Source organism: Paenibacillus sp. TAB_01, from assembly GCF_043945595.1.
In the GTDB taxonomy this organism is placed as follows: Bacteria; Bacillota; Bacilli; order Paenibacillales; family NBRC-103111; genus Paenibacillus_S.
In genome coordinates this window covers 578013-601414 of the sequence record NZ_JBIFNP010000001.1, presented here as the reverse complement: position 1 = coordinate 601414, position 23402 = coordinate 578013, and the positions used below count along the sequence as shown (strand labels likewise).

Here is a 23402-nt window from a genome sequence, read left to right as displayed (position 1 = left end):
CTTCCGCCTCCCTGCTCAACGTTCCCGGCTAATGTCAGGCGTGCAGCGGCGTATGCGTTCCTCCTGCTGTAGTGTTGGTGTGGTCTCCGCGATGTCTCATTTTATTCAACGCTTTGCGAAGGATCGGCATCAGGTAGTAGTCGACACCGAATTTACCGGCATTCGTCCCTGCCATGAACACGATCGTGCCGAGCAGGATCAGCCAAGGGTTAGTGCTTACCGTACCCGCCATCAGGAACATGAAGTTCATCATCATTCCGAAGAATGCGGCGGCCGTCGTCAATGCTCCAAGGATCAGCCCTAAGCCTACGCAAAATTCGCCTAACGGAACCAGAATATTAAACCAGTTCGTATGCGGCAGTGCAAAATGCTCCAGGAACGCGGTAAACGTCGGGTACACCAGCTCGTTGGTCGCCTTATCGACAATCGGTTTCGTGACTGCGCCCTTAATAAAGCCTGTAGCGTCGAAGCCTTCCGTCAGCTTGTGCCAGCCTCCGGTAATCCATTCCCAGCCAAGGTAAATCCGCAATACGAGCATCAAACCGGCAGCATATACATTCTCTCTCAACCATTTCATCATGATAATTCACTCCTCATTTTTTTGTGATTTTTTTCACATATATTTAGTAAAAAAAGCAGCAGCTGCGAGATCGTTGTTTTATTTTGGGTGTATACATGGTATCCATTCCCCTTTCCTGCTTGCTTGGTGCGGAGCGTTTGTTTTCCTCTCCATGGCTATAATTTACCATACCCTCCGCAAAGCAGCTGTGACTAAAATCACAACCTCTCGCCTATTTTACGGATAGGGTGAATCAGTGAATTCTCCCTCCAAAGATCAGGGGGTTCCCCGATATGCAGCAGCTCCCCGGTAAGTTAAGATAAAGTTACAAATAACGGTTTAGGAAAGAAAGGGAGATTCGAAATGGCAATAGGGGAATATAAAGCGGACTGCTGTTTAAATAGAACAACAACTGGCGGGGGGATGGCAGCCTTATTCTCGCCTTCGAATCTTCAGCTTCTACAAAGCATCATGAGATTCAAAAGCTTTTCGGCAGGCGCGTATTTGTTTTGGGAAGGCGAAAGAACCGAAGCGCTGTACTATGTTGAGAAAGGCAGCGTCAAAATTACTAAAAGCACGGACGGCGGAAGCAAAATTACGCTCTACCTGCACCATGCCGGGGATTTGCTGGGCTCCCTCGATCCGTTTCAAGACGGCCCGCAACCGTATGATGCGGAGGTTACCGAGGATGCGGTCATCGGGGTCATCCACCGAAAAGATCTGGAATCGCTGTTGAAGCAGCATGGAGAGCTGGCTTTCGAGCTGATGAAATGGATGGGGATGATGCACCGGATCACCCAAACCAAGCTCCGCGACCTGATTATGTACGGCAAGCCGGGCGCGCTGTGTTCGCTGCTGATCCGTCTCAGCAATTCTTACGGCATCGCTCAGGGCAGCGACATCCGGATTGGGAAGAAGATGACGCACAGCGACATGGCCGAGCTGATCGGCGCCACGCGGGAAAGCGTGAACCGGATGCTCGCGGATATGAAGAAGGAAGAAGCGATCGCCGTGGAGCAAGGAACGATCGTGATCAAGGATATCGACTATTTGCGCGACATCTGTCACTGTGAAAACTGCCCGAAGGAAATTTGCCGGGTATAGCAGCGGCAGTGGAAATATAAAAGCCGCGGCGCGGTAAGCTGCGCTTGCTGTGAAAGAGGTTGACCGGCATTTGCCGCGGTCAGCCTCTTTTTCGGCTCCGCACTGCCGCCGCTTCGGCCGGCAGCGTAGCAGCTCAGGCGCGGGCGAAGCGCGGTGCGTGCTTGAGCGAAGCCGCGGCCTCTCCGGCCCGGCCGGGAGCGCAGCTCCAAACGCATTGCTCTGCCTACGCGCCGTCCCGCGGCTGCTCTGCCGCTGGCTTCGCATGCGGCAGCGTCAGCACGATCTCCGTGCCGCTCCCTATGCCGGAGCGGATCGTCAGCTGGCCGCCGACCGTGCGGGCCCGCTCCTCCATGCTGAACAGCCCGACTCCTGCCGTGCCGGGATCGCGCATGAAGCCGCGGCCCTGGTCGCAATGCGCACCTCGACGCGGTCGGGCAGATCCTGAACGCTGACGGTGGCTTCGTCGACGTCGGCGTATTTGCTGATATTCGTCAGCGCTTCCTGGATCGTCCGGTACACCGTCGTCTCCTCCTGCGCGCCTAACCGCCTGCGCAAATTCGTATCGAGCCGGACGCGGATACCATAATGGGCGGAGTAATTCTCGATATAGGTCCGAATTGCAGGCACGACGCCCAGATCGTCAAGCACCGAGGGCCTGAGCTCCCAGGCCAGTCCCCGAACGTCCTCCATAATATGGGAGATGTGATCGCGGACCGCCTGCAAATCAGGATGAACGTTATCCAGAATGAGCCGGTCGATCTGTATAAGCAGAGAGAACAGGCTCTGTCCGATGCCGTCGTGCAGCTCGCGCGAGAATCTTTTGCGCTCCTCCTCCTGGATGTTCATGACCTGCTTCATCATCAGCTGAAGCTCTTCTTCGACCCGCTTCAGCTCGGTCACCTCATTGCGGATCGCCAAATACTGGTACGGCTTTCCGTGCTCATCGACGAACGGCACAATCGTGGTATTGACCCAATAGCTGCTGCCGTCCTTCGCGCGGTTGCGGATATCCCCCCGCCATATGTTCCCCGCAGTGATCGTCTGCCACAGCCCTCTCATAAAGGCTTTGTCATGATAGCCCGAGTTAATGATCTTATGATCCCTGCCAAGCAGCTCTTCCCGCTCATACTTGGATATTTCGCAAAATTTATCGTTCACATACCGGATAGCCCCGTGCCGGTCCGTAACGGCTACAATCGAGGATTCGTCCAGCGCGAATTTAAGATCCGCCAGCTGCTGCAGCGAATGCCTTAAATCCGCCCGCACCTTTTCATCCGAAATGTGCGACTCCAGCTTGGATATTAAAGCGTCGGCCTGTTCGCCGATCGCCTCAAAGCATTCCCGCTCCGGATTATTCAAATTGCAGCAGCCCCTTCTTCATCGCATATTTGACCAGCTCCGGACGCGATTTGAACCCCAGCTTCTCCATCACATGCGACTTATGGGTCTCCACCGTCTTTACACTGATAATTAACTGCTCGGCAATCTCCTTATTGCTGTAGCCCATCGCGACCAGCGAAACGATTTCCTTCTCCCGGTCCGAGAGCAGGTCGGGCCGCTCCTTCACGCTGCCGCTGCGCAGCTGGTCCGAATATTCGCCCATCAGCCGCTTCGTGGCTGACGGATACAGATAGGCGTCGCCGGACGCAACGGTCCGGATCGCCGTCATCAGCTCTTCATGCGGCGCGCTTTTCAATATGTAGCCCGAGGCCCCCGCATGAATCGCCTGAAACAAATATTCTTCGTCGTCGTGCATCGTCAGAATAAGAATGGCCGCTTCGGGGAGCTTCTCCTTAATCTCCTTTGTAGCGGTCAGCCCGTCTTTCCCGTGAGGCATGTTCAAATCCATCAGGATGACGTCCGGGCGTTTCTCGAGCGCCATTTCGATCGCTTCATCCCCCTCGGAGGCCTCCCCGATAACGTTCATATCGTCTTTTGTATTCAACAGCATCATGAGCCCCGAACCGAACCACGGCATGATCGTCCACAACCGCCAGTTTGATCACCAGCGCTTCACTCCCCTTCCGGTCGTTACCGTTCCTCTGAACTTGCTCTTATAATAAATCGCCTAAAGCCTCTGCGCAAGTCTGAACGTCGAGCAGCTCGGCTGCCGAATAAGCGTTCGGCTGTCTTCTGCCGACCAGCAGCAAGCCTGCATCGGGGAGCAAAGAGGAATGCAGCGGCACAGCCGCCGCCGCCTGAAGCCCCTCGGCCATCAGCACCGGGCAATCCCTATACATGCCGTGCAGCTTCGCGGCATCCCCTGATGCAGCGTCCCACGTCAGCAGCCGTCCGATCTGAAGGGCAAGCCCGGCTAGCCCCCTTCCCCGCTTCACCTTCATCTGCTCGTAACGCCGGTTCGTGTTGCCTGCGGCACAGCTCCAATGAAGCAGACCGCTTCCTTGTCCCAGAGGGAGGGCCATCGCGGCAAAATCGCTGTGCGTGCGCACCCGGATGTGCTCCAGTTGTACTATTATGATTCCTTCCTGCAGCATGCCCATCTTTCATCGTCTCCTTCAGGTTTGCCGCACGACAGCGGCCCCCCCTCTCATGTACGGCAAAGCCGCCAACCCTTGGCGGGTTAACGGCCATCCCGTTATGATCTCTGTTTATATAAATGACTGTAAGCTTACCATGTTTTATAGCCCGGCGAGCCGGTCTGCATCGGTCCGAACATATCCATCACCGGAATCGTATAAGCGAACAGGATGAGCACGACGGTCAATCCGATCCACACACCCCACCGTTCAAGATAGCGCGGCGTCGATTCCTCCGCTTCCATGGCTTCGCCGATCGGATATTCCGTCACGCCTTTCGGGCAGCGCATAAGCGCGATAACGTTATAGATCATCAGCAGCAGGCCGATGAACAGGATCGTTCCGCCTATCGCCATAGCGACATGGTACGGCATCCACAGAATAGCGTCCGGATGGTCTCCATACGTGGTATAAGCCGTCCGTCTCGGCGATCCGAGCAGTCCGACCACATGCATCGAACCGGACATAAAGAACATGCCTATGCACCAGATAATCGTCTGCAGCAGACCAAGCTTATTGACCCGCGGGGTCAGCACCCGTCCGGTAATGACCGGAATCAGCCAATAGGTAATGCCGAAGAAAGTCAGCGCCACGCTCGTGGCGACCGTCAAATGAAAGTGGCCCGTTACCCACAGCGTGTTATGAACGACCTCGTTCATCTGGTTACTCGCATTGATAATTCCTCCCGCTCCCGCCGGAATAAAAGCCAGCATCCCGACGAAAGGCGCAAAGAAACGCACATCCTTCCAAGGCAGCACCTTCAGCCAGCCGAACAGGCCCGTTGCGCCTTTGGCGCGGCCGTTCGTTTCAAACGTCGCAAACAGCGAGAACGCCGTCATCAGCGAAGGCACAACAACCATGAAGGTTAAAGCGACCTGAATATATTTCCATAATGGGCTGATTCCCGGCTCCATCAGCTGATGGTGGAAGCCGACAGGCACCGAGAACAGCAGCAGCAGAATAAAGGACAAGCGGGCCAGCGCGTCGCTGTAAATTTTGCCGCCGATCAATTTCGGAATAATGACATACCAGCACATGTAGGCAGGCAGCAGCCAGAAATAAACGAGCGGATGTCCGAAGTACCAGAACAGCGTACGGCTCAGCATAATGTTAATCCGCTCCGTCCAGCCGAACGACCACGGAATAAGCTGCACGACGACCTCAATCGCCACGCCGATCGTCGCAATCTGCCATAACAGCATCGTGCACACGGCCATGAAGCCGAATAAAGGCGACAGCTTACCTTGATTCGTTTTTTTCCAATAGCGGTACTGGTAGAAGAGACCGAAGCCGCTCAGCCAGCTTCCGATCACGACGAGGGCCATACCGATGTAAAAATAAGGCGAAGCCTTCAGCGGCGCATAAAAGGTATACAGCACGCTCGCCTTGTTCAGCAGAATCATCGCGAGCGCCAGCAGCCCGCCAACCGTCATAAGGCCATACCCCGCCCAGCCCAGCCGTTTTACCCGCGGCAGCAGATGGCCGCCGAGCGTCAAGGAAGCTCCTGAATACAGAAATCCGATAATAAAATACGTGGTGAATACTAACGCCATCAGCACCCCGTGCGCGGTGAGCAGCTGGTAATAGCCGATCCCTCCGGGCAGGGTAACATTCCCGCCGCGGACTACGCTTTGCAGCAAGCCCGCAATCCCGCCCAGCAGCAGGGCAAAAAAAGCAAACAAGATATGGGCCATCACGAGCGCCCCGTCTTTACGATCAAAGGCTTTCGGTTGAGTCGTATCCATAGTCACTACTTCCTTTTCTTCGGAAAATTATTTCACGATAATTTTCGTCATCATATATTCGTGCGCACCGCCGCAGTACTCGTTGCACAAAATCAAATATTCGCCCGGCTTCGTAAACTGATGCGAAACCTGGCTCACTTCGCCCGGAATGATCATCATATTGACGTTCGTTCCCGGAATTTCAAAGCCGTGAATAACGTCCTGGCTCGTCACGGTAAAATGGACGGTGGAGCCTGCCGGCACCTCCAGCTTCTCCGGCGTATAGCCGAAAGCAAAAGCGACCATAACCGCTTCGTATTCCTTATCCGCCACCTGCTTGATTCCCGGCTGATCGAAAGGCGCGGTTTCGGAAACCTTCGTCGGATCGATCATATGATGATGCTCGCTGGGCGGCTGCACGCCCATGGCGAATGCCGAAACCCCCAGAATCCCCAAAAATACGAACAGCATGGCCAATCCGAAGCCCAGCCAAATTTTCTCCAGTCGATGAATATGCATCTACTGCCCCTTCTTTCCCCATCTCTTATTGTCGAACCAGAAATAACACGAACACCGCAGCCCAGGTAACCACAATAAAGGCGCCGAGCAGCATGACGCTGGCGAAAGTGCCCCTCAGCGCGGGCTCCTTCTTCTGCTCCTGTTTCTTTGGCATTCCTGCCGTTTGGTCCGTGAGAGCGGGACGGCAGCGAACGATCCTTATCCGTGTTGTGCAAACCGATACTCATAGCAACTCCTCCAATCGATTCGGCAAGCTTTTATGGGTTCATTATAAGAGAAGGCGAACACAGATCGCTGTGATCTATTTCACAAGGGAAGGTAGAAAATAACCCCACAAAAACAACCCCACAAAGTGAGGCCTTTGCTTCGAAGCGGACTCAGGTACTTTGCGGGGACCCCCAAAATTTATAAAGTAGGTTAAAAAAGGCCCAATCTCCTTGAGGGAAATTGGACCTTCTGTATGAAGCACGAACTCGGACGCACGGAGCGGCCGATCAATCCGGGACGACGAAATAATTTTTGCCATATAAATTAACGACTTCCTTGTCCTCCGCCTTGTGACCATTGCGGTGTGCCAAAAATTGAATAAATTCGTAAGCTGTCTTCTGGTCTCCTTCTGTTAACCCATCCAACAAATGCAGCAGTTTTTCTTTGCATACCATTAGAAATCCTCCTCTCAATTTGAACGACAGTCGAGACGGAAAGATTTTTTTGCTTCGAGGGAACACAAAAAGCACAAGGCTAGACCTTGTGCTTAGTTTACTAAGCAAATCTATCCTTCCCACTTCGCTTACGAGGTTAGCTGTCGGATTCGGGCAGTGAGAAATCGCCCTACAACGTGCAGCAGGCTGCGCGTCGATTCACCCCATGGTACTTGGTTCCCCCGTTTTTCTCAGAAAAGAAAACTCAGCGTCATAATGAAATATTTAGTTGTACTATATTTTACCTCGCTGACAAGCTGCTTGTAAAGCCCAATATTATCCGCATGGCTTCGGGACACCGGCGGAGCGGGCCGCCGATGGATGAATTTATTCCGTGACCGAAACGGAAATCTCCCCCGGACGATAGACCGCAAGGAGCTTACCGGCCTTATCGGCCGCGAACATGACCGTCCGCTCGCTCTCGACGGTGAAGGTGTAGACCTTCCCCGTCGCCGGATTGCGGACAGAAATTTCCGCCGGCAGGCCGTATTCCGAGACGAACAGGAACAGCTCGCCTTGACCGAACGTCAGCTTGCGGCCATAGATGCCCGGCAGCTCGCCGCCCGCAAGCCATTCCAGCTCCGGCTGCACGCCCGCACGCTTCAGCGCGTGAGCGTAAACGGCCCGCAGCGTCTCCGTGCGCTGGTTCAGCTCCAGCGGCAGCGGGGACCAGAGGAGGCGTCCCGCTCCCAGCTCCGCCTCCACCAGGCCAGGCTCCTGCGCCGCATCCCGGCCCTGCACCCGCTGCTTCGCGCTGTCGGCAATGCGGGCGCCGCCGAACGATACCGGCAGCATGCAGCCGTCCAGCTCCAGCGCTTCCTCGCGCAGCAAATTCACGACCGCGCCTGCGCCCAGCTCGGCGGTCAGCCGCTCCGCCGGACGCCAGTAAGCGTCCAGGCCGACCGGGCCCGTGAACAGCAGCGTGCCGCCATGCTGTTTCACGTGAGCCGTCAGGCGCTCCAGCGCTGCGCTGCTGAAGTTATGCGGGCTCGGCACGAGGATCAGCTTGGGCGGATAAGCTGCAAGCGAATCGAGGTGGTACTCGCCGAGCCCCCTTGCATGCACGTTCAGCTCGTAAGACAGCGTGCGGACGGCTCGGGTCGTCCCTTCATAGGCAAGCTTGCGCGTGGAGAAGTCGTTGGAGTAAGGGAAAACGACAGCGACGTCCTCCAGCTCTCGCCCCTCGAACAAGTAGCCGATTTCGGCCATAAAAGCGCCGAAATCATACGAAACGGCCGCTTCCGGCTTCTCCGTCCCGTCGGCCCGCAGCGCCCCGATATTCGATTCATTGACGTTGTTCATGTAGAAATTAATGTTCCAGATCCACTGGACCGGCGCCGGCCCCTCCCGTCGAGAAGGCGTAAGCATATTTGCGCTCCAAAATATTGCGCAGCTCGGCTTCGCTCCGCTTGGCCCGGCCGTCCGGCGTTTCCACATACATAATGCCGGTCTCCTGAATCAGATTCGGCTTGAACGCATCCTTCGTAAATACGCCGTCCCAGACAAGATCGTCCATCCTCCACCAGGAATGCACCGTCGTATAATCTACCGCCTCCGCGTAGAAAAAAGGCGACGGGCGCTGCCCGCCCAGGCCCTCGTCCTGTCCTACGGTGACCAGCTGCTTCGGCTGAATCGAGCGGATCGTCTCAATAAGCTGAGCGGCCCAGCGGTTGTGCATATCCATCGTAAACAGCGTGTAATCCAGCAGCGGTCCGCTTTTTTCGGCACATTGATACTCGTGTTGAAGTTGACATCCTGCGGCTCCGGCAGCTTTGCCGCTTCGAATGAAGGCAGCTCCTCCGGCGTCATGTTCCAGCGCTCCTGAAGTTTGCTTATGCAACCGTGGCGCTCCTTCAGCCATTCCGCAAAGGCCTCCTTCTCAAAACGGTCCTGCGCCGAACGCGGAACCGAGAAAATCCGTTTCGGATCGAACATCGAAGGCTCGTTGATGAGATCCCAGTGCACATGCGCCGTTTTGGCATGACGGGAGACGATCGAGGCTATAAACCGCTTCTGAGCTTCTACGCTGCGCGGATCGAGATAAGGATTGACGCCCTCCCACGCCTCCGGAGTAAACGCGAAGAAATTGAACGTGACCTCCAGATCATACCGCTTCGCCGTCAGCAGGAAAGCGTCGATGGCCCGCATCGTCTCTTCCACCGCATGGCCGTCCACAAACATGAGGTGCCGCCATGCCGTCCAGATGCCGGTACGGATCATATTAATGCCCGCCCGCTTCATCTGGGCCATATCCCGGTCCCATACCGCGGCATTCGGCAAGTTCAGAAATTTGCGCGCCACGTCGCTCGTCATGTAGGTCATGCCGACAACGGGAAACGGCTTGCCGTTTTTGCGGAAATAATCGCGGTCGCAAGAAAGCATTTCACCCTTTTTCAACAGCTCGGCATCCAGGCCCCAGAAGCCCTGCTGAAGCGTTCGGCGTTCGCCCGACGCTGCCGTGACCTCGCACTCCACGTAGTAAAAGCCAGCCTCCAGCTCGAGAGGAATGCGAATTTTGGTAAACTGCAGCTCCCGGCCTGCCGCTATCCCACCCTCCTCTTTCCAAAGCTGCTCATAGCGGTCCAGGCAGTTGAAAATCGCCCGGGACGGCCTGCTGCACCTCGGTCTGAACCGCTTTATATAACCGTACCGTATAGGTCCAATCCAGCGTCTCCCCGCGTTTCGCCCCGAGACGCTGACCTTGAAGGGTCAGTACGGCGCGGTCTCCCGGTTCATAGGACGCATAGTTCGGCTTCAGCCAAAACTCGGTAACGCCCGCGGACGTAAACTCCGCCCACTCTCCTATCGCTTCCGCGCCACCCTGCTGCCAGAACCGCTCACGGATAACCTGGTTTATGAAAATCCAGCGGCCGCCGGCAAACTCGCCCTTCGTATTTTCAAGCAGTACCGCAGGAGCAGCGACTTCCCGTTCCAAGCCGCAGCCGCTGATGCCCTTGAGCAGCGGATACAGACGGGCATCCATCGGCCCGCTCGAGCCCAGCTGCCCGGGCTGATCGTCCGCTTTGGTCACATGCAGCACCACACCATACGTGGGTTCAATCGTGAACAGCCGTTCGCGGCCTTCGAACTGCGGCACCTCCCGGCTGGCTGCCAGGCTTGCAATCGGCGCCGGGTCGACCGGCAGCGCTTCATGAATCTGCAGCTGCTGATGGTAGCCGGTCTGTTCCGGCTCGGCCACCCAGCGGCCTTGGTTCTCGGCGACCGGGATGCGAAAGGGCGCCCCGCCGACCGACAGCAGCCCTTTGCCCTCCCGGGCATGGGCCAGAATTGCCAGCCAGGCGGCCTTCGGAAAGTAAGGCCCGTGCAAATGCACATAAGCGTCCGCGCTCTGCAGCGCTTCTGCCAGGCTTAGGGCGTCTGCGACGATATAACGTTCGCGCAGCTGGGCAAGCGCCTCGGCATCCGGACGTTCGCCGGCATAAGGAAACGAGGGATCATAGAATACAACCGTTGGGTTCATGGCGATGGAAGCCTCCTTGTCAATGTTCGCAATGACTGCTACAATCTCAGCATATTGTTAGGTTTGTTAGGTACTATCCCTAGCTTATTCGCGAAGACTGTACGCTTGCGGCAGACGAATGTCAACGAAAAATTTGCCACTTGATCCGCTATCGAAAGGAGCCGAGCATGGTCAAAAAAATCTCGATGCAGCAGATCGCCGACCGGTTGGGCGTTTCCAAATATACCGTATCCCAGGCGCTGTCCGGCAAACCGGGCGTCAGCCATTCGGTCCGCCTGCAGATCATTGAGCTGGCGCGGACGCTGGGCTACAAGCTGCCGTCCGTCCCGCAGGGCCAAGAGGTGCCGTTGCCTGCCGGCACTGCTGTGAAGCCACCCTCGCCTTCAGCCGGTATCGCAGCAACGATGCTGCACACCGCCGCTTCCGCTGCGTCCCCTTCGGGCGGGCTGCCGGCATCCGCCGCAGCGCAGCTGCCCCCGGCAGGCGAATCGTCTCGCGCCACCGCTGAGTCTTACAACAGCGGGCTGTGCTCTGTCGCCGCAGGCTTGACGTCCGCCGCTGGAGCCGCCAGGGCAGCTGGTACAGCCGCAGCAGCCATGCCAAGGCTGCTCCTTTACATGGAGCCCGGCTACATGGAAGAGCCGGACTTCTGGGGCCGCGTGCTGGACGGTCTGCTCGCCGCCTGCCTGCAGAGCGGCTGGACGCCCGCATTCCTGGAGCACGCCCCGGAAGGCGCATCCCCGCTGTCCGCAGCGGAGGCCGCCTCAACACCGGGGCTGGCCGGGCTGATCGTCGTCGGCAAGACGTCCGCCTCCAAGCTGCTGGCGCTGCGCCAGCTGGGCCTGCCGATGGTGCTGATCGATCACGAGGAGCCGTTAATCGAGGCCGACGCCATCCTGAACGCCAACCTCGAGGCGGCCCGCATGGCCTGCAATCACCTGCTCGCCCAGGGCTGCGCCTCGATCGTTTTTGCGGGCAGAGACAGCTTCGCCGTCAGCTTCAAGGAACGCTGGTGGGGCTGCCGGCTTGCCTTCGACGAATGGAAGGCCGCCCGCCGGGAAGCGCCGCTGCAGCTGAAAAAATGGACGCTGCCCTACGGCTCGCCCGGATGGAAGCATCAGCTGGCTAAGCGGCTAAACACGCTTATCGCAGGCGGCGAGGCGCTGCCTGACGGCTTCCTGTGCGCCAACGATCAGATGGCGCTTCAGCTCATCGACACGCTTGCGGCCCAAGGGATCGCGGTACCCGAACGATGCCGCGTTGCCGGCATCGACAACATTGCCGGGAGCGCAGGCTCTTTCCCACCGCTGACGACGGTGGAGCTTGCCAAGGAGTCCCTCGGGCGACGGGCCGTTCAGGCGATGGAGCGCAAGCTCGGCAGCGGCGGAGCGTTGAGCGAGAAAATCATTTTATCCGCAAGACTCATCGTGAGGCAAAGCGGCTAGTCGTTATTCGTTTTAAGGCCGACATCCGCTAGGCCCAGGCCCCATAACAAATAAGCGCCATCCTCCCGTTGAGGCATGGCGCTTGCTTTTTTTATAAACTTATGTGAATCGAACGCGCAATTGAACGATCTCCGAGCGGCTGGCCAAGCGGATCGGCGGCCCCCAGGTACCGAAGCCGGAGGATACGACCACGTGCATCCGGTCTTTTCTCATATAGCCCCAGTCAAGCTCGAACAGCCTGCGGGTAATGAGATGGTTCGGAGCGAACTGCCCCCGGTGGGTGTGGCCGCAGAGCAGCACATCGGCTCCCGCCGCCGCCGATTGATCGAATTGATACGGCTGATGGTTCAGCATCAGCACAGGGCGCGACAGATCGGCAGCCGCCAGAAGCTCGGCAGAGGGCAGCCGGCCCCCGGCGCTCTCCGCGGTCTTGTCCTTGCGGCCCGCTACATAGAACGCGTCGTTTACGAGCACCAGCTCATCCCGCAGCACCCGAATGCCGATCGCAGCCATCTGCTTCACATACTCCTCGATATGCCCTCCGTAATATTCATGATTGCCAAGCACCGCAAATGTGCCGAGAGGCGCCTTCAGATGCTGCACCACCTCCGCCATCCGGTTGCGAAGAAATGGCTCGATCGAATCGTCCAGCACATCGCCCGGCAGCAGAATGAGATCCGGCTTCAGCTCGTTCACCTGCCGGACGAGCTTGTTCAGATGCTTTTTGCCGACAATATTGCCCAGGTGAATATCCGATGCGACGAGGACCCGCAGCTCCTTCAGCGCGCCGGCTTTTTTCTCTATATTCAGTTCATAGGTGCGTACGATCGGCATCCATGCGTTCCATGAGCCGCGAAGCAGCAAGATGAGCAGGACGAGTGCCGTACTCCAGCCAATCCAAGGCAGGAATACGTTTGTAGGCACTCCTGCCAAGGAGCAGATCCATGCGGTCAAATCAGCCAAAGGCAGCAAGAGCACAAGAAACTCCATGACCGCAAAATAATAAGAGCCGATAACCTTGAGAAGCCTGCCCACAGGCCCTCTCAGCCAGCGGGAACGGCCGATCAGATAAGAAAACACGAGAATCGCGAACAGAATCCAATAGACGACCGGCGAAATCGGAACCGCGTAATGCGACAGCAGATAAGCTCCGTGACCGCCGATGTATAAATTGATCAGAACAAACAAAAGCAAAATCGGTGTAAACGCCATAAGCATCCTATCCCCCATACGCTATTGATGCACATCCTCTCCATGTTGACATGTTGCATGCCAATTGTCAAAATCGGCCATTGCAAAGGCTGCCGCATCGCAAGCCCTCCAGGGAAAGGATTCAAGGAGGAAGGATCCGGACGAATCAACAGGCTGCCTCTTTCAGCCGTTACCTCCTTCTTGATGCCGTTTAAGCAAAAAGACACACCTTGCAGAACCGGCAAAGTGTGTCCGTTAAACGATGATTTCTACAACCCCGCAGCGGGTTCGACCGGCCGCCGCACAGTGCCGCAACGTATGCTCAGCATTCGCGTGCGTTTAACAATAGGCAGCCTCGCTCTGTTCCCGATAATACATATCAGGCTGCCGCTCTCTATCTCTCTCTCAGGCCAAGCCTTCCATCTTTCGGCTCCAACTCCAGCTCGAGAAAAATAGGCCGTTCCTCCGGCGTCCGGTTCGGCGTATGAATCGTCAGCATCAGCCTCCCGTCGAAGGTGCGGAAAATCATACCGTGCCCGCCGTCGCTTTGAAAGAGCGGAGCTTCCTCCTGAACCCAAGGGCCGGTCACGCTCCCGCTGGCGGATACCGCCACGCCCAATGCGTAGCGGCCTTGCACGAAGCTGGCCCACAGCATCATCAGCGCCCCTTCGTCCGTGCGGTACAGGAACGGGCCGTCCGTTACGTAATTATCTAATGTCTTGATCTTCTCGGACAGCGGCAGCGGTGTCGTCCATGGCGCTTCGGAGGCGCGGAATAACGTAACCGGCTCCTCCTGAAGCTCGCTTAAATCCTCCTTGAGCCGTGCCGCGCAAATTTCGCCGTCCGACACGTCCTTCCACTCATGGCAGAACACCATCCACGGCTGCCCTTCCCCGTCGATAAACAGCGTGCCGTCCAGCGAATTCCAGTCGTACGGCGTAACAGGGCCTTGGCTGTGAGGCTGGAACGGTCCAGGATACTTTCGGATGCAAGCACGGCCGTCCCCAGCTTGCCGTTCTCCTTGCGCCGGAACGTGGCGAACATATAATAGCGGCCTTGGTACGAATATACCTCCGGCGCCCAAAAGTTTTCCTCAGAGTAGAAGCCGTCCTCCGGACGAAATACAGGCTTAGGCCCTTCCCACTGCTCCAAATCCGAACTGACGTATACGTCGAAGCCGGTTCCTTGACCCCATATATTCGCGTCCGTACTGCCGAATAAATAATATTTTTGCTCCGCTTCTACCGGAACTACATAAGGGTCCCGGATCTGAATTTCATTCGTTTTTTTGAGCATACCTTTACACTCCTCCCTAAGACGGTTATTCTTCTAAAAAATTGGCGGTTCCTCTGTCCCCAGCATCCCATCACCCCTGCGTGATACTCCGGTCCGGTCTTCTCCCGCCGCTCAGCAATAGGTCGGAATAATAACACCTATGCTGCTAATGCTGACAAATTCTCCATTCTGAAACTCCAGCACCTCATTGCCTTTGATGTGAAAAGGAACCGTTCGCCCGTTATACCGGATCTGCCCTTCGATCGTTCGAACGGTCATGCCGACGATAGACTTCAGCACGCCGCTGCTGTCCGTCACCGCGCGAATTCCGTTCGGAAACTGCAAGTACGGTTCCGCCTCGCCGGACCGGTAAACCTCCGCTCCCTCACGCGTATTTACCAGCTCATACAGCGTGCCGTCCACCTTCCGGCTGTAGGCCGTCTCTTCCGACACTTCTTGTCCATGGTCCATCGCGTACGGCACGAGCCCCGTAAACCACAGCTCGCCCCCCGGCGTCGGCAGAATGCCGCACAGCCGCTCTACAAAATCCAATAGACACAGCATCGCCGGAGAATACGTTTCCGTGTAGCCTTCTTCTCCGGTCCACGGGCTCAAGCATTGGCCGAACCGGGTCATTCGTGACAGAGCGGATAAGATCGGAAGCAGGATCCAGGTCAGCTCCACATGGCGGCCGTGATGCTCGAACGCATGCGGTGTCCGGATGACCGTCAGGAAGTTGGTCGGTCCGGCCCAGCTGTTATAATTGGACAGCGGATCAAACCGCGGATCGTCCATCGCAATGGAAGTCAGCGGATATTTGGCGAAAAATTTCTTCGTATTCAGCAGGTATCGCTGCAGTACCTCGCCGAACAGCTCGTGATCGCCAACCTCGCAGGCCATAACCCTGAGCAGCACGTCGGACTGTACCTTCACTGCCTGCCCGCTGCGGTCCTTATCGTAGAAGAATGTGTCCTCCGCATCGTAGCAGTGCTCCATCAGGCTCTGCAGGCTCGCTGCCGCTTTATGCTCCCAAACGGAGTCCTCTTCGCCCAGCTCAGCGGCAATCCGGGACAAATAAATGCGCTGGCAGTAGACGTTCGCCGTCAAATCCGGCGCCAGGAACGGAAGGATCGGCGAATCCGGATTACACTGCGAAGCATCGCCCAGATGCGGCGTATCCGCCACATGCCAGAAGCGCGGGGAGCCGTCGTGTCCCGTATCGAACGTGCTGAACGCCTCGACGCAGCCCGTGCCTCTCGTATCCCGGTTCGCGGCAAGCCAGCCGTCGTACCGGCACATCGCCTCGTACATTTTGCGCAAAAAAGTTTTATCCCGCCCGTTCAAGCGGTAATGATTCCAGACGCTTCTCGCCAGCGGCGATACCAGCTGAATCTGCCGGTACGAAGGGCCTTGCTCTGTAATCTTGTACGGCATCAGCCCGTCTGCGCGCTGATAATCGGCGAACAGCTCATAGCTCGCCTCCGAAACGGAAGGGACGAACCGCGACAGCAGCTCGGCATTGATCGTGCCTGTGCTTTCCAGCCAGCAGCCCAGGTACACCCCGCCCTCATGAAGAATCGGCTTCCCTTGCCCGGCCGCATCCGGAGGGACGATGCAATCCAGCAGCTTGCGCAGGGCGCTGTAATATACGCCCTCGAACTTTTCCGACGAGGCCGCGAATTTGACCCCGGAGCGGCGCCATTCCTCCATAACCGCGCGGTCGGAGGGCTTGCCTCCTCCCCCTACTTTCCCATCCGTATCGATTTCACGAAGACGCTGCAGCAGCTTGTGACTCATCCGTCATACCCCTCTCCACTCTATAGTTATAAATTCTTCGATCACCCGTCGGCATCGCAGCACCCAAGCATCGGCTAAAGTCATTGCTCTCTTACATGAGATAAAGCTCTCCGATTCGCATTCCATCTTCACAGTAAACAAAGCCCAGCCTGCCCTCGGACAGACTGAGCTTTGTTATGCTTTTTTGAACCGGTGCCTGCTTACTTGTTGTTATTGAAAATTTTCAAAGTTCCATTATAGAAATCCGCGACCGCTTGCTGTACCGTCTTTTTGCCGAAGCCGATTTCCTGTACAGTCGTATCCGCCAATTTCGAATATTCCGTAAAGCCCGGAGGGTTGTAGCTTACTTTTACAGGCTCCTTCGTCGTTGCTTCGGAGACGCGGCTCGTATAATCGTAAATGAGCTGGTCGATCGGATTGGCATCCTTTTTAAGCAGCTCGCGCATGGGCGCCGTTACAGGACCCCGCGATCGTTACCCAAGATTTTGGCGGCATCGGGATCGTTGATCCAGTAGTTCATCAGTGTAGCGACTTCCTTCGGATGCTTCGTTTTGGCGTAGCCGGAGAGGCCTTGGCTCGATTCGAACACGACGCCTGTGCCTTTCGGACCGGCGCGGAACCTGAACCAGGGTCAGCTTATCTTTGGTCAGATTCTGATGAGCCACCAGCTGGTTGGAAGCGATCAGGTTCATCGCTACTTTGCCGGTTACGATCAGCGATTTGCTCGTATCGGTCGGCGGGTTCGATACCTGCAGCTCCGGCGTCACGACGCCGCCGTCCTTGCGCATTTTATCCCAGTAGGAGAACCATTCCTCTGCATCCTTCTGCTCGAAGCCCAGCTTCGCGTTGTCCATATCATAGAGCATTTTGCCGCGCTGCTTGAGCGAAATGTCCATGCCGTCCACGGTGAAATCGTAGGTGCCGTAATAGCCTTTGCCGAGCTTGTCGGACAGCTCCTTGCTGATCTTGGCGTAATCGTCCCATGTCCAGCCGTCCTTCGGCACCGGAATACCGGCTTTGTTAAACAGATCGGTATTGACGACGATCCCCCGGGCATTCGCTCCCGCCGAGATGTGAAGCAGCTTGCCTTTCACCGTGCCGTACTCGACCATCCCCTTATCCATGTCGTTCAGGTTCAGCTCCTTGCCTACATACGGCCCCAGATCCAGCAATACGCCTTTGTTCGCGTAATCGATCATATTGCCGCCGAGGAAGAACACATCCGGCGCCGTGCCGGAGGCAAGCTGCGTGTTCAGCTTATCGAAATAGCCGGAGCTTGGCGCGAATTCGCCGACGACCTTAATGTTCGGGTACTTCTCTTCGAACTTCCGCAGCGCCGCATTCGTCAGATCGGCGCGCTTCTGATCGCCCCACCACATAATGCGCAGCTCGACAGGACCCGATTTGTCCCCGCCGGCTCCCGCCTGGTCACCTGCAGCCGCAGTTCCTCCCGTGCTCGCGCCGGTGCCGCCGGAGCAGGCCGTGGTCAGTGTCATCAATGCGCTCATCAGTACAAAAAGGCTTTTTTTCATTGTAGGCATCCCCCTAGTATGATCCGTTATTGAAAGTCAGGTATATACATCGTAAAGCGTCAGGCTCGGCCTGGATTTCCCATCGCGATACCGCAAAGGTACCTGCCCGGGCAGCGTATGCCTGTTCGGCATATTTGCCGCCTTACTTCAATCCTGTCGTGGCAATCCCCTCGATAAAATGCTTCTGGAAGGTGAGAAAAATAGCCATGATCGGCAGGAGCGACAGAACGGACATCGCCAGCAGCGCGCCCCAGTCCGACTGGCCGGACGGGTCGAACAGCGACCGGATCCCGAGCTGCACTGTAAACAGCTTAATGTTGTTCAAATAAATCATCTGGCTGAAGAAATCGTCCCACGTCCAGATGAAGGTGAAGATGGAGGTCGTAATCAGCGCCGGGAACCAGCAGCGGCAGTACGATCCGCCAATAAATCTGGCTCTGCCCGCAGCCGTCGATCGTCGCGCTCTCATCTAGCTCCTTCGGAATGCCGCGGATGAACTGCACCATCAGGAGAATGAAGAACGAGTCGTGAGCCAGCCACTTCGGCACGATCAGCGGATAAAAGGTGTTGATCCATTCAAATTGGTTATACAGCACATACTGCGGCACGAGCGTAACGTGATACGGCAGCATGATCGTGACCAGCATCAGGCTGAACCACAGTTTTTTGCCCCGGAACTCGAGTCTCGCGAACGCAAACGCTGTCAGCGAGCACGTCACAACATTGCCGAGCACCGAAAGAACGGAAATTTGCAGCGAGTTGGCGAAGAAGGTCCCGAAGGAGGTGCCTTGAAGCCCTTTCCACCCGTTCGCGTAGTTCTCTAGAGTGAATACTGCCGGCCAGAGCCTGGTATCGGTAAATATAAGCTCGTTCGGCTTGAAGGAGCTGCTGAGCAGCCACAACACCGGATACATCATAATGATACCGAACAGAATGATAACGGCATGCTTTCCGAAGTTCACCAAGCTTCTCGTCTGTGTCATAAGCTAGCCCCTCCCTTCTTTGCCGTCGCCATAAAATACCCAATATTTCGAGGTGACGAAGACAATGCCGGTGAACACTGCAATGATAATGAGCATAATCCATGCGAGTGCAGAGGCATAACCCATATCGAAGAATGAAAAGCCTTTCAAATAAAGGTACAGCGTATAAAATAAAGTGGAATCCAGCGGCTCTCCGCGTCCGTCGCCAATCATGAACCCGGGCGTAAACACCTGGAAGGAGTTGATGATGCTCATCACCAGGTTAAAGAAGAGCACCGGCGACAGCAGCGGAAGCGTGATTCGGAAAAACTGACGTACTTTGCCCGCACCGTCGACCTGAGCCGCCTCATACAAATCCGCAGGCACCTGCTTCAAGCCGGCCAGAAAAATAACCATAGCGGAGCCGAACTGCCAGACGGACAGGGTCACGATCGTGTGCAGCACGTAATTCGGATTGGCGATCCACGCCGGGCCCTCAATGCCGAAAAGGCTTAAAAAGTTGTTCAGCAGACCGTCGCCGTCGAACAGCTTTCTCCACACGATGGCAATGGCTACACTCCCGCCCAGCAGGGAAGGAATGTAATACACGGTGCGGTAAATGCCAAGCGCCCGGATGCCCTTGTTCAGAATTAGCGCAACCAGCAGAGCGAACACGAGGCGAATAGGCACGGATAAGAAAACATATTGGAACGTCAGAGCCAAGGAATGGTAGAACGAGGCGTCTCCCTTGAAAATCTCCACGTAATTGTCCGCTCCCAGCCAGCGCGGCGGAGTCAGCAGGTTGAATTTGGTCATGGATAAGTACAAGGAGCCCAGCATCGGGCCGAGCGTGAGACAGAAGAAGCCTAGAAGCCATGGCAGCAAAAACAGGTAGGCTGTACGGTCTTGCCGCCAGAGGGATGATTTTCGCGATGGGTGCATGGGAGCCTCCTCCTGTAAAAAAATGTATGTCTTAGGTTAGTTCATTTTCGTATGCGTACGCTGTACCTTAAGCATACAAAAGGGAGGCTCCGCGATGAATTTTATTTTTTCGGGTCTTCGCTTATAAATTTTTCGGGTAGCTTCTGCCGGAAGTCCGACGGGGAGATGCCGTACATCCGTTTAAATTTGGAGCTGAAATAGCTGGCATTGGAGAAGCCAGTCAATTCGGCGATATCCCACAGGCCGAGTGTCGTATGCTCTAGAAGCGATACCGCCTCCGTCATCCTGACGTCGGTTAAATATTGAATGAACGTCTTGCCCACCTTCGCTTTAAACAGCTCGGAGAAGTAGGAGGAGTTGTAATTGAATTTGTCCGCAAGCATCGTCAGGTTCAGGTCGTACATGTAATTTTCTTTAATGAACTGCTGAACCGCCTGAATGACGGATGTGTCCGCCTGCTCCGTCCCCTCCTTGGACCGCTGGCGGATCGAGCGGGCAAGACCGCACAGAAAGCGCTGCGCTTTCTCCACGGTGTCGAGCCCCAGGACGAGATCGGGCCGGAGCCACAGCTGCTCCCCGCTGTCCGGCACAGCGCCGGCCGCATGGGCCGCCGCATCCAGCAGCAGATAAAGCTGGAAGATCATTTTGACAAAATGAGTCTGCGACACATAAAAAGCCTCCGTCAGCTCCTGCTGTACACTCCGCTCGAACAGCTCAAGCTCGCCGCGGTTCAAATAATGCTGGAGGCGCATGACTCTCTCCTCTGTCAGCACGGCCCTCGCATCCGGCGCGTCTTTCACGGAGGCGTCCTCGCGCGCACCCGGCTCCGACAGGTTCCAGGCCAGCAGGGAGGACAGATAGCCCTCCTTCCACTGCGGGAAGCCGGCGACCGTTTGTCCGACGCCAATCGCGGGTTCAATCGCAAGATGACGCTCTACGCATTGGCGCAGCTCGCCGGCAAAAGCCGCCGCTTCGTTCTCCGTGCCGGCATCCGGCACGATGAAATGAACCAGGCCGGGATAGATCAGATCCCGGAACACCTGCGGGGACGAGGGATGGGACGCTGCGAATTCCCTGCACAGCATTTCGAACGGCAGCCGCAGCTTGTCCGGCGTCCGCTGCTGCGGCCCTGTAAAGCCGCGCTCCCTCAGACCTGCGGTCATGAAGCGGACGCTGCGCTCGTCCCAAGGCTCCAGCTCGAACAGCTTGGCGCGTTCGCGCATGCCCCGTTCAATCTCCCCCTTGACCGTATGAATCAAGAAGTGCTCCTTCATTTCTTTATAATATTGCGAGAGTCTCCATTGATCCTTGGCCTGCTGATCGTGAAGCCTGCGCTCATCGTCGATCTGCCGCGACAGCTTGCCGAGCGCCTCCATCAGCTCGTCCTGAGCGACGGGCTTCAGCAGGTAATCCCGGACCTGATTGCGGATCGCCGCCTTGGCGTATTGAAAATCCTCATAGCCGGTAATGACCAGCAGCCGCAGGCTCGGGTATTCGGCATGGCAGGCATCCAACAGCGATACGCCGTTCATGACCGGCATATTCATATCGGTAATGACGATATCTACCGGCTCCGCGGCGAGCCGTTCCAAAGCTTCGGCCCCGTTGGAAGCCTCCCCGGCGACAACCAAGTCCAGCTCCTCCCAATTTACCTTCAACCGGAGCCCCAGACGGATTTCCGGCTCATCATCTACAATCAGCACGCGTTTCATTGCGGTTTTCCCCCTGTCGTCGTAGGCAGCGCCAGCTCGATTACCGTGCCTTCTCCCTCTGCCGATTGAATCGTAAAGGTAAAAAGCGAGCCGTAATACAGCTGGCATCTTGCCAAAACATTGCGCAGCCCGATCTGCTGCGACTTGCTTTTCAGAATCTGCTCGATCGGGCACCGCCGCCGTTTCGGTCCGCAGCTTCTCGATCTGGTCCGTTGCCATGCCGGGGCCGCTGTCGGCCACGCTGAGCCTCACACGCCCTGCCTCATTGAATACCCGAATCTCCACTTTAGCCGCGGAAGACCCTTGAAGGCTGTATTTTACGGCATTCTCCACCAAAGGCTGCAGGATGAATTTGACGATCTCCCGCTGCCAGCTGTCCCCCTGCTCTTCGATGGACAATTGAAGTCTGTCTCCGAACCGGATGCGCAGGATCGACTCGTAGTGGCGCAAATATTTAAGCTCCTCGGAAAGCGGCACCAAATCATCGCTGATGCGCAGCGAGAAGCGCAGCATCTTGCCGAGCGACGTAATCACCTGTACGGTGTCTTCGGTCCGCCGCTGTATGGCCAGGCTGCTCAGCAGCTCCAAGGTATTAAACAAAAAGTGCGGGTTGATCTGCATCAAGAGCGCCTTATATTCGGCCTGCTGCCGCAGCAGCTTCAATTCAAATTCAACCTTAATATGCTGCCGCAGCTGCCTCACCATGTTGCGGAACGTCGAGGTGACGAAGCCGACCTCATTGCGCGCGACGTCCTGCTCCTCGGGAATGCGGGTTTCCGCGGCGGCAAAATCGCCCTTCTGCACATGGCGCATCGCTGAGGCGAGACGCGACAGCGGCTTCGTAATGCCGTAGGAAATCCACGAAGCTCCCAGAATAGCGAGGATCAAGAGCAGCGTAGCGACCAGCAGACTGCTGTCGCGCAGCTTGATCAGCTTCAGGAACAAATCCTTCTCCGGCACGAGGCCAACCAGCATCCAGTTGTTCAGCTGCAGCTTTTTATATACGAGAATGTCGGTGGTCCCGCGGCTGTTTTGCAGGTAAATAACGCCCTGCGGATCTGCAGCCGCACTTGCGAGACTCACGCTCTTGGACAGGTCCGGATGCGCATCGAATTCCGCCGTCTGCGATAAAATCGGCCGTCCGTCCTGGTCCAGCAGAAAAATGGTGCCGTTCTCCCCCAAATGAATCCGGTTCAGCGGCTCGAGAAAAAAATCCGAGCTGACATTCACCTTCATGACGCTCTTGGCCAAGCTCGGCTCGAACGTGCCGATCGGCAGCATCAGGCTGACCACCTGGTACGGCCGGGAGCGCTTGACCTCGACCGGATCGGCGTGCGCGGAGTCCCAATGATTGCCCCGGGTTCGGAAATCCTGGTACCACTCCTCATCCTGGAACGAAATATTCGTCGATACCTCGTTGCCGTCGCCGATCCGGGTGCCGTCCTGACGGTAGATCATCACAGAGGACGCGATCGAATAGTTATTGGTCGTCTGCGTCAAAAACTGGCTCATCGCAATATTAGCCAGCATCTTCTCCCCCTCCGGCACGGAAGGATCGGATAATGCGTTATCCCATCTTTTAGTCGTCTCGCTGTTGAATACGACGGAGGACAAGTCATACATTTGCGATAGAGCCATATGAACGAAGGAGCCGTACTCATCCATTTTTTCCAGAGCGGAGGATTCGATATAGGATCGGATGATGGAACGCGATTCCTGGAAGAGAAGATAGAACATCGTGCCGAACGAAATGACGAGCAGCACAACGAAAAATGCGATTAACCGGTTTTTTAAGGAATAAAACATGCCTTCGTCCCCTCTTTCCCATCGGCGTCAGCCAAGCCGTGACCGAATGCGAACGCTTTCGTGCGCTTGTCTATTATAAGCTATTTTCAAGCCTCTGTTCCCTTTCATGCTTGAT

Annotated in this window: 16 protein-coding genes, 5 pseudogenes and 1 riboswitch; of the genes and pseudogenes, 2 read left to right on the top strand and 19 right to left on the bottom strand. The window is 56.4% G+C overall.

The genetic code is table 11. From position 1 onward, the window contains the following. Positions 1 to 34: 34 nt before the first annotated feature. The gene (locus ACHHV8_RS02985; protein WP_395156612.1) at positions 35 to 580 is read right to left on the bottom strand and encodes a DoxX family protein; all 546 of its coding nucleotides are present in this window, start codon (positions 578 to 580) and stop codon (positions 35 to 37) included. Between the two features lie 342 nt (positions 581 to 922). Here ACHHV8_RS02985 and ACHHV8_RS02980 point away from each other — a divergent pair, with 342 nt between their 5' ends. Then, on the top strand, positions 923 to 1663 hold the full coding sequence (locus tag ACHHV8_RS02980) for a Crp/Fnr family transcriptional regulator (protein ID WP_395156610.1): 741 nt from the start codon (positions 923 to 925) through the stop codon (positions 1661 to 1663). A gap of 223 nt (positions 1664 to 1886) precedes the next feature. Here ACHHV8_RS02980 and ACHHV8_RS02975 read toward each other — a convergent pair. The 11 genes and pseudogenes from ACHHV8_RS02975 to ACHHV8_RS02925 form a co-directional block, all read right to left on the bottom strand. Further along, positions 1887 to 3022: pseudogene (locus tag ACHHV8_RS02975) on the bottom strand (PAS domain-containing sensor histidine kinase). Continuing rightward, positions 3015 to 3669, bottom strand: a pseudogene (locus ACHHV8_RS02970) (response regulator transcription factor). The pseudogenes ACHHV8_RS02975 and ACHHV8_RS02970 overlap by 8 nt, the downstream one beginning before the upstream one ends. A 48-nt stretch (positions 3670 to 3717) precedes the next feature. Further along, complete coding sequence (locus ACHHV8_RS02965; protein WP_395156608.1) at positions 3718 to 4164, bottom strand: hypothetical protein; 447 nt, start codon at positions 4162 to 4164, stop codon at positions 3718 to 3720. A gap of 128 nt (positions 4165 to 4292) precedes the next feature. Further along, a complete protein-coding gene (locus ACHHV8_RS02960) occupies positions 4293 to 5945 on the bottom strand; it encodes a b(o/a)3-type cytochrome-c oxidase subunit 1 (protein ID WP_395156606.1) in 1653 nt (550 codons plus the stop codon). Between the two features lie 27 nt (positions 5946 to 5972). Further along, entirely contained in the window at positions 5973 to 6443 is a 471-nt protein-coding gene (locus tag ACHHV8_RS02955) for a cytochrome c oxidase subunit II (RefSeq protein ID WP_395156604.1), read from the bottom strand. A gap of 25 nt (positions 6444 to 6468) precedes the next feature. Beyond that, positions 6469 to 6597 (bottom strand): cytochrome c oxidase subunit 2A, encoded by a 129-nt coding sequence (locus tag ACHHV8_RS02950; protein ID WP_395156602.1) that lies wholly within the window; start codon positions 6595 to 6597, stop codon positions 6469 to 6471. A 340-nt stretch (positions 6598 to 6937) separates the two neighbouring features. Next, positions 6938 to 7105 (bottom strand): hypothetical protein, encoded by a 168-nt coding sequence (locus ACHHV8_RS02945; protein ID WP_395156600.1) that lies wholly within the window; start codon positions 7103 to 7105, stop codon positions 6938 to 6940. A 110-nt stretch (positions 7106 to 7215) separates the two neighbouring features. Beyond that, a riboswitch (cyclic di-AMP (ydaO/yuaA leader) is annotated at positions 7216 to 7365 on the bottom strand. Positions 7366 to 7471: 106 nt separating this feature from the next. Further along, positions 7472 to 8512, bottom strand: a complete 1041-nt coding sequence (locus ACHHV8_RS02940; protein WP_395156598.1) for a type 1 glutamine amidotransferase family protein — start codon at positions 8510 to 8512, stop codon at positions 7472 to 7474. After that, the gene (locus ACHHV8_RS02935; protein WP_395156596.1) at positions 8454 to 8822 is read right to left on the bottom strand and encodes a hypothetical protein; all 369 of its coding nucleotides are present in this window, start codon (positions 8820 to 8822) and stop codon (positions 8454 to 8456) included. Before ACHHV8_RS02935 ends, ACHHV8_RS02940 begins: the two co-directional genes overlap by 59 nt. Then, positions 8750 to 9619 (bottom strand): glycoside hydrolase 5 family protein, encoded by an 870-nt coding sequence (locus ACHHV8_RS02930; protein WP_395156594.1) that lies wholly within the window; start codon positions 9617 to 9619, stop codon positions 8750 to 8752. Before ACHHV8_RS02930 ends, ACHHV8_RS02935 begins: the two co-directional genes overlap by 73 nt. A 97-nt stretch (positions 9620 to 9716) precedes the next feature. Continuing rightward, positions 9717 to 10625, bottom strand: a complete 909-nt coding sequence (locus tag ACHHV8_RS02925; RefSeq protein ID WP_395156592.1) for a hypothetical protein — start codon at positions 10623 to 10625, stop codon at positions 9717 to 9719. A gap of 167 nt (positions 10626 to 10792) precedes the next feature. On the opposite strand from ACHHV8_RS02925, the gene ACHHV8_RS02920 reads away from it, so the two are divergent. After that, positions 10793 to 12070 (top strand): LacI family DNA-binding transcriptional regulator, encoded by a 1278-nt coding sequence (locus ACHHV8_RS02920; protein WP_395156590.1) that lies wholly within the window; start codon positions 10793 to 10795, stop codon positions 12068 to 12070. Between the two features lie 99 nt (positions 12071 to 12169). Here ACHHV8_RS02920 and ACHHV8_RS02915 read toward each other — a convergent pair whose 3' ends face one another. From ACHHV8_RS02915 to ACHHV8_RS02885, 7 genes and pseudogenes are all read right to left on the bottom strand, one after another. Beyond that, positions 12170 to 13282, bottom strand: a complete 1113-nt coding sequence (locus ACHHV8_RS02915; protein ID WP_395156588.1) for a metallophosphoesterase — start codon at positions 13280 to 13282, stop codon at positions 12170 to 12172. A gap of 373 nt (positions 13283 to 13655) precedes the next feature. Continuing rightward, positions 13656 to 14557, bottom strand: a pseudogene (locus ACHHV8_RS02910) (glycoside hydrolase family 43 protein). Between the two features lie 111 nt (positions 14558 to 14668). Beyond that, entirely contained in the window at positions 14669 to 16333 is a 1665-nt protein-coding gene (locus ACHHV8_RS02905) for an MGH1-like glycoside hydrolase domain-containing protein (RefSeq protein WP_395156586.1), read from the bottom strand. Between the two features lie 200 nt (positions 16334 to 16533). Next, positions 16534 to 17865 (bottom strand): annotated as a pseudogene (locus tag ACHHV8_RS02900) (ABC transporter substrate-binding protein). Positions 17866 to 18007: 142 nt separating this feature from the next. Beyond that, positions 18008 to 18848, bottom strand: a pseudogene (locus ACHHV8_RS02895) (carbohydrate ABC transporter permease). Positions 18849 to 18851: 3 nt separating this feature from the next. Continuing rightward, on the bottom strand, positions 18852 to 19769 hold the full coding sequence (locus ACHHV8_RS02890) for a carbohydrate ABC transporter permease (RefSeq protein ID WP_395156584.1): 918 nt from the start codon (positions 19767 to 19769) through the stop codon (positions 18852 to 18854). Positions 19770 to 19870: 101 nt separating this feature from the next. Continuing rightward, the gene (locus ACHHV8_RS02885) at positions 19871 to 23287 is read right to left on the bottom strand and encodes a response regulator (protein WP_395156582.1); all 3417 of its coding nucleotides are present in this window, start codon (positions 23285 to 23287) and stop codon (positions 19871 to 19873) included. Positions 23288 to 23402: the final 115 nt, after the last annotated feature.